The sequence below is a fragment of the Streptomyces oryzae genome, assembly GCF_017676365.1.
Classification (GTDB): Bacteria; Actinomycetota; Actinomycetes; order Streptomycetales; family Streptomycetaceae; genus Streptomyces; species Streptomyces oryzae.
In genome coordinates, this window is the sequence record NZ_JADKMA010000292.1 from 1 (window position 1) to 5925 (window position 5925).

Below are 5925 nucleotides of genomic sequence, written 5' to 3' on the forward strand. Positions count from 1 at the left end.
CGTCCTCCCCTGGGGTACGGAAGCTGAAACGGCGGCTGCGGGAGGAATCCCGCAGCCGCCGTCTGCTGTGTACGCCTGTGCTGTCAGCGGCGTACACCTGTGCGTTTTCCGTGCGTGCGTCGCAATGTGCGTCTCAAGCGTGCGTCTCGTGCGGGCGCCTGTGGCGCCGGCCGGTCAGATCGCGCCGAAGCCCACCCTGCGGCCCGATGCCTCACCGATCTCGACGTAGGCGATGCGGTCCGACGGGACGAGGATCTTCCGGCCGTGCTCGTCCGTGAGGCTGAGCAGCCCGGAGCCCTTCTCCAGTGCCGCCGCCACCGTGCTCTCGACCTCGTCAGGAGTCTGCTTGCTCTCCATGACGATCTCGCGAGGCGCGTGCTGCACGCCGATCTTGACCTCCACGGCTATGTCCCTCCGACGGTCCTGGTATCCCGTGGCGATGCCCGGGATGCGATGCGCGGCCAGCCGCGCCGTACGGAGCAACCCTAGCTCTCAGCAGGGACGCAGCGGGGGCGCGGTCGCACGCCAGCAGCGAACAACCGCGCCCCTGTGCACTGCTGCACCGGGTGCCTACTGCATCGGGAACCCGGCGATACCGCGCCAGGAGAGCGAGGCGATCAGCTTGGCCGCCGCGTCACGCGGGATCTGCTGACCCGCGCCCAGCCAGTAGCGGGCGGTGATCTGCGCCATCCCGCACAGCCCCACGGCCAGCAGCATCGACTGCTCGGAGGGCAGCTTGGTGTCCTCCGAGATGACCTCGCTGACCGCCTCGGCGCAGTCCAGGCTCACCTTGTCCACGCGCTCGCGCACCGCGGGCTCGTTGGTCAGATCGGACTCGAAGACCAGCCGGAAGGCACCGCCCTCGTTCTCCACGAAGGCGAAATAGGCGTCCATGGTCGCCGCCACCCGCTGCTTGTTGTCCGTGGTGGACTCCAGAGCCGCGCGCACGGCCTGGAGCAGCGCCTCGCAGTGCTGGTCCAACAGCGCGAGGTACAGCTCGAGCTTTCCCGGAAAGTGCTGGTAGAGCACCGGTTTGCTGACCCCGGCGCGGTCGGCGATGTCGTCCATCGCCGCCGCGTGGTAGCCCTGCGCGACGAAGACCTCCTGAGCCGCGCCCAGCAGTTGGTTACGCCGTGCCCGGCGGGGCAGACGCGTGCCACGCGGGCGCGCCTCGGTCTGCTCGATGGCTGTCACGCCGCCTCCCTGAATGTTCCTGAGCGCGAGCTGCGCTGCGCCGCCATCGTACTTTTCGGTAACGGGGGTGGTAGCTTCCCGGCCGCGAATTTTCGCTCCAGTGTCCGGGTGTGCTCCCTCCGGCGTCCCGGTCCGGCGGGCGCTTTGGCGGCACTCGTCCTGTTATCGGTATTCGTCCTCGTTCAGCTCCACCACGCGGGCCTGCTCCGCCGCGTCGGCGGGGTCGACCTCGTAGCTGCGCCCGGTCAGTGGGTCATCACGCTGCACCAGCAGCTCGGCCTGCTGCTCAGCCGTGTCCGCCTCGGGAGCCTCGGTGGCCTCGTGGGCGCCTGCCCCTTCCGGTTCCTCCTGGTAGGAGTCGTAGGCGTCATAGGCGTCATAGGGGTCGATGGTTTCCGGATCGGTCGGATCGACAGACATGCCGACACCCCTTTCCAGGCGGGGCCCGACCATGCGGGCCCTACTTACGAGACTACGAGCGGGTCACCGGGGGCGCACGCCGCATGCCTCCCGCTCCCGTAATGCATACGTCCGGACACTGCCCGGCGCCGGTCGCGGTGGGCGAAGACCCGTGCACTCCCCTGTACACCAGTGTGCTTCCTCTTGTGACAGTGAACACGTGAGGGCGCGTGTGATCGTCTCGTAACATTGCTCCATGTCATCGACCGAGCAGCCGGGAGCCCCCGCCTCCGCGGCCCGCACTGCTGCGCCGTCGCCCTCGCTGACGCGGTCCCGCATCGGGGAGCACGAGACGATGCGGACGGTCTCGTTGCCCGGGCTGACGCTGGCTCTGCGGGCGCTGCGTGCCGACGGCACGGACCCGGCCGGCGATACCCGCCCGCCCGCGCTGTATGTGCACGGGCTGGGGGGCTCGTCCCTCAACTGGTCAACGCTGATGCGGGAGCTCGCCCCCGATGTGCGCGGCGAAGCCCTCGATCTGCCCGGCTTCGGCGACTCCCCGCCGCCGGACAGCGGCGACTACTCGGTCTCCGGGCACGCCCGCGCCGTCATCCGCTATCTCGACTCCTGCGGTCACGCCCCGGTGCACCTGATGGGCAACTCCCTGGGCGGCGCGGTGACGACCCGGGTCGCCGCCATGCGGCCCGACCTCGTACGGACGCTGACGCTCGTCTCGCCCGCGCTTCCGGAGATCCCTCCGCAGCGCACCGCCTGGCCGACCGCGATGCTGGCGGTGCCCGGAATCGCCGCACTGTTCACCAGGCTGACCCGGGACTGGCCCCCCGAGCGGCGCACGGGTGGTGTCCTCGGGCTCTGCTACGGCGACCCCGCACGCGTCTCGCCCGAGGACTTCGCCGTGGCCGCCGAGGAGTACGCGCGCAGGGAGAAGCTGCCGTACTTCTGGGACGCCATGGTCCGCTCGACGCGGGGCATCGTCGACGCCTACACCCTGGGCGGGCAGCACGCGCTGTGGCGGCAGGCCGAGCGGGTGTTGGCGCCCACGCTTCTGGTCTACGGTGGGCGCGACCAGCTGGTCGCCTTCCGTATGGCGCGGCGGGCCTCGGCCGCCTTCCGTGACTCCCGGCTGCTCGCACTGCCGGACGCGGGTCACGTCGCCATGATGGAGTATCCGGAGATCGTCGCGGCTGCCGTTCGCGAGCTGATCGACGACACCGACACGGCGATACGGCGGCGGAACGACTCGGCCGGTGCGCCCACTCGGGCGCCGGCAACTCCGGAAGGTGACTAGTGGGACGCCACAGCCGCAAGGGCAAGGCCGGTATCGGGCGCGGCCAGGAGCGCTCGCAGATATCGGAACCCCCCGGTCCCGCAACTGCTGCCCGGGTCCGCCCCGGCAGCCCCACCGGCGAGTACGGCGCTGATGGCGTACGGGAGTACGGCGCTGATGGCGTACCGGAGTACGGCACTCCAGCGAGCGGCACCCGGACCATCCCTGGCGCACCGTCATCCGCCGTACCCGCGGGGCGCGGGCGGCCCACGGGGCGTCCTGAGCCGCAGGGCACCCCCGCGCACGGCGTACCCGCGTTCACCGGCGAGCAGCCGGCCCGCGGCGGCCACCCGCAGCAGCCGGAGGGCGGCCCCTCGGCTTTCCGCGGCCGCGGGCAGGGCCGCGGGCAGGGCCACGGCCCTGGGAACGGCCACCTCCAGGGCTATGGCTACGGCCAGGTGCCCGGTCAGCGGGGGCGGTCCAGCGGGCCGCGTCAGGAGTATCTGGACGCCTTCGACGACGACGTCTTCGCTGCGGGCGCCCCCGGCGCCGGCCCGCCCGGCAGGAGCCCGGCGGAACCCTTTCAGGCGCCAGTTGCCGCGCCGCCCCGGCCGGCTGCCGGCGACGGGACGGGAGGGTTCAGCGACGGTGCTGTCGGCGATCCGCCGACCGGTGCGCCGCAGACGTCCGCCGAGCAGGACCCGCAGCCGCGGAAGGGCGGTCGCGGCCGTGCCGCCACCGGGGTCGTCGCCGCGGCCATCACGACAGTGCTGGCGTTCGTCGTCGCGGCCCAGGTCACGGGCGGCGAGCAGGGCTCAGGGGACTCCGCCCGCGGGCTGAAGACGGGGGAGCGCACCCCGGAAAGTGCCGACGTGCCCTCGGCGCCCGAGCGCGCCGACCGTGGCACGCGCCCCACCCCGGGCGGCGAGCCCGCCTCGTACGAGGCGAAGATGGCGCGACAGTACCCGCTGGCGGACGACCTGAAGGGCTCGGGCAAGTTCACGCCGGTGCCCGGCCACGAGAAGGGTCCGGGCAAGGGCGAGGTGGTGCGCTACCGCGTCGACGTCGAGAACGGACTGCCACTGGACGGCAAACTGTTCGCGGAGGCGGTGCACAAGACGCTCAACGACGAGCGCAGTTGGGCGCACGGCGGCAAGCGCAGCTTCGAGCGGGTCTCCTCCGGCAAGGCCGACTTCGTCATCACTCTCGCCAGTCCCGGTACGACCGACAAGTGGTGTGCCAAGTCCGGACTGGACACCAGTGAGGAGAAGGTCTCCTGCGACTCGGCGGCCACCGAGCGCATCATGATCAACGCGTGGCGGTGGGCGCGCGGAGCCGAGACGTACGGCCCCGACAAGATGCACGCGTACCGGCAGATGCTCATCAACCACGAGGTCGGTCACCGGCTGGGCCACGGGCATGTGGGCTGCCCGGCCGACGGCAAGCCGGCGCCGGTGATGATGCAGCAGACCAAGTACCTGACCACTCACGGCAAGACCTGCCGCGTCAACGCCTGGCCGTTCCCGCGCGGTTAGGGCCGCTCCTGAGGTCTCGCGTGCCCGGGAGGAGACACGCCTGGTAAGGCGTGCGGGCTCACCTGCGCCTTCGGCTGCCGACTGCGTGCCGAACGCTTGCCAGTTGCTTGCCGGCTGCCTGCTGTTCGCCGCGGCGAGTACGTGCGAACGCGCGACTCGCACGAAAGTCACGGGTGTTCACCCCTTCTGGTGGCGTGACGGACAACCGTCCAGCACGCGGTGCGGGCGCACGCATAGCGTCTGCTGCGTCTTCAACGTTCCGCCGCTGCGCCACACGCTGAGCCTCGTCCGGCGCGCGGCACGCCACGAGAGTGATCGGGGGTGCGCACGTGCGCATCGCACTGCTTACGGAGGGTGGTTATCCCTATGTGAGGGGTGAGTCCGCGCTGTGGTGCGACCGCCTGCTGCGCGGCCTGGACGGCCATGAGTTCGCGGTGTACGCCCTCAGCCGCAGCGCCCGGCAGGAGGAGAGCGGCTGGTGCCGGCTGCCCCCCAACGTCGCCCTGGTGCGGACCGCGCCGCTGTGGGGCCCCGGGCCCGCCGTCGGGGGCGCACGCGGGCTCGCGTGCGGCCCCTACGGGCGGCGGGAGAAGCGGCGCTTCCGCGAGCACTTCGCGGCGCTCGCCGAAGCGGTCTGCGGCACCGACGGGCTGACGGACCGTTTCGCCACGGGCCTGTACGGGCTCGCCGAACTGGCCGCCGAGCGAGGTGGACTGGCCACAGCGCTCCGCTCCGAGAGTGCGGTGCGCATCCTCGAGTCCGCCTGCCGTGCGCCGGGTGCGCTCCCTGCGGCGCACGCGGCGCAGGTCTCCGATCTGCTCGCGGTCACCGAGCGCCTGGAGCGCGCCCTGCGCCCCCTCTCACTGGACTGGTACGGACAGCGGGGTGAGGACCCCGGGCTGTCGGTCGCTGACCTGTGCCACGCCGTGGGAGCTGGGCCCGCCGCGCTGCCGGGGCTGCTGGCCAAGCGGGCTTTCGGGGTGCCGCTGCTGATCAGCGAGTACGGCGTACGGCTGCGCGAGCACTACCTGACCAGCGCCCTGGGCGCCGTCGCGCGCGGCGTCGCGGGCGCGCCCGTACGCGCGCTGCTCGCCTCCTTCCAGCGGCGGCTCGCCCGGGAGGCGTACGCACAGGCACAGGTGATCACTCCGGGGAACGCGCACGCGCGGCGGTGGCAGGAGCGGTGCGGTGCCGACAGTGCCCGGCTGCGCACCGTCTACCCGGGGATGGACTCGGCGCCTTTCGACGCCGTGGGGGAGCGGGCCGCCGATCTGCCGCCGTCCGCGAGCCCGCAGCCTGCCGGAGAGCCGACTCTGGTGTGGGTGGGCACCAGCAGCCCGGCCAAGGATCTGGGCACACTGCTGCACGCTTTCGCCGGAGTGCACGAGGAACTGCCGACGGCGCGGTTGCGGATCGTCGAGACGGGCGGGCGGGCGGACACCGTGCCGGGCGCACGTGCAGATGGGCTCGGCGTAAGTGCCGACGGTCGGGGCGGGCGTGCCGACGGTC

Annotated in this window: 6 protein-coding genes; 3 read left to right on the forward strand and 3 right to left on the reverse strand. The window is 72.1% G+C overall.

Annotation, left to right across the window (positions count from 1 at the left end; translation table 11 throughout):
• Positions 1–174: 174 nt before the first annotated feature.
• The 3 genes from ITI46_RS32625 to ITI46_RS32635 form a co-directional block, all read right to left on the reverse strand.
• A complete protein-coding gene (locus ITI46_RS32625) occupies positions 175–402 on the reverse strand; it encodes a DUF3107 domain-containing protein (RefSeq protein ID WP_209243568.1) in 228 nt (75 codons plus the stop codon).
• A gap of 168 nt (positions 403–570) precedes the next feature.
• Positions 571–1194: a TetR/AcrR family transcriptional regulator gene (locus tag ITI46_RS32630; RefSeq protein ID WP_209243563.1), complete on the reverse strand. Its 624-nt coding sequence runs from the start codon at positions 1192–1194 to the stop codon at positions 571–573.
• Positions 1195–1356: 162 nt separating this feature from the next.
• Positions 1357–1614 carry a hypothetical protein gene (locus tag ITI46_RS32635; protein WP_209243564.1) on the reverse strand — a complete coding sequence of 86 codons (258 nt, stop codon included), beginning with the start codon at positions 1612–1614 and terminating at the stop codon, positions 1357–1359.
• A gap of 235 nt (positions 1615–1849) precedes the next feature.
• Here ITI46_RS32635 and ITI46_RS32640 point away from each other — a divergent pair, with 235 nt between their 5' ends.
• From ITI46_RS32640 to ITI46_RS32650, 3 genes are all read left to right on the forward strand, one after another.
• Positions 1850–2902: an alpha/beta fold hydrolase gene (locus tag ITI46_RS32640; RefSeq protein WP_209243565.1), complete on the forward strand. Its 1053-nt coding sequence runs from the start codon at positions 1850–1852 to the stop codon at positions 2900–2902.
• Positions 2902–4416 carry a DUF3152 domain-containing protein gene (locus ITI46_RS32645; protein WP_209243566.1) on the forward strand — a complete coding sequence of 505 codons (1515 nt, stop codon included), beginning with the start codon at positions 2902–2904 and terminating at the stop codon, positions 4414–4416. Before ITI46_RS32640 ends, ITI46_RS32645 begins: the two co-directional genes overlap by 1 nt.
• A gap of 329 nt (positions 4417–4745) precedes the next feature.
• On the forward strand, positions 4746–5925 hold a 1180-nt coding region (locus ITI46_RS32650; protein ID WP_209243567.1), incomplete at its 3' end, for a DUF3492 domain-containing protein.

Bases quoted from the DNA above. Each gene is read 5' to 3' on its own strand.
- ITI46_RS32635 (WP_209243564.1), bottom strand. From the start codon at position 1,614: ATGTCTGTCGATCCGACCGATCCGGAAACCATCGACCCCTATGACGCC.
- ITI46_RS32640 (WP_209243565.1), top strand. From the start codon at position 1,850: ATGTCATCGACCGAGCAGCCGGGAGCCCCCGCCTCCGCGGCCCGCACT.